Annotated in this window: 1 protein-coding gene; it reads left to right on the forward strand. The window is 59.9% G+C overall.

Going from position 1 to position 357, the window contains the following annotated elements; genetic code table 11:
- On the forward strand, window positions 1-357 hold a 357-nt coding region (locus tag Q5Y75_RS28430), incomplete at both ends, for a hypothetical protein (RefSeq protein ID WP_306203665.1).

Here is a 357-nt window from a genome sequence, read left to right on the forward strand (position 1 = left end):
CGGCACAGGCCACGAAGATAGCGAGGGTCACGACGATGGTGGTCAAGGCGGAGATCACACATCCCCGGTCGTCTCGGTGATCACGGCGAGTTTTGGCGAGGACCAAACCGGTCGCATGGTCGACCTTCTGGCAACGGCAACTGACCCGGACGGCGAGGACCTCGATGTTGAGAACGTCACTGTCACTGCAGCCGATGGCCGTGTTCTGACCAGCTCTACCGATCCTGAGACCGGGCTGTTTTCACTCAGCGATGGCCAGTTCGAGGACCTAGCTGTCGGCGTGCCGTTCGATGTGACGATCAACTACGATGTCACCGATGGGATCACCTCGACGGCCAATACGGCAACCGTGACCAT

The organism is Ruegeria discodermiae (assembly GCF_030758345.1).
Classification (GTDB): domain Bacteria; phylum Pseudomonadota; class Alphaproteobacteria; order Rhodobacterales; family Rhodobacteraceae; genus Ruegeria_C.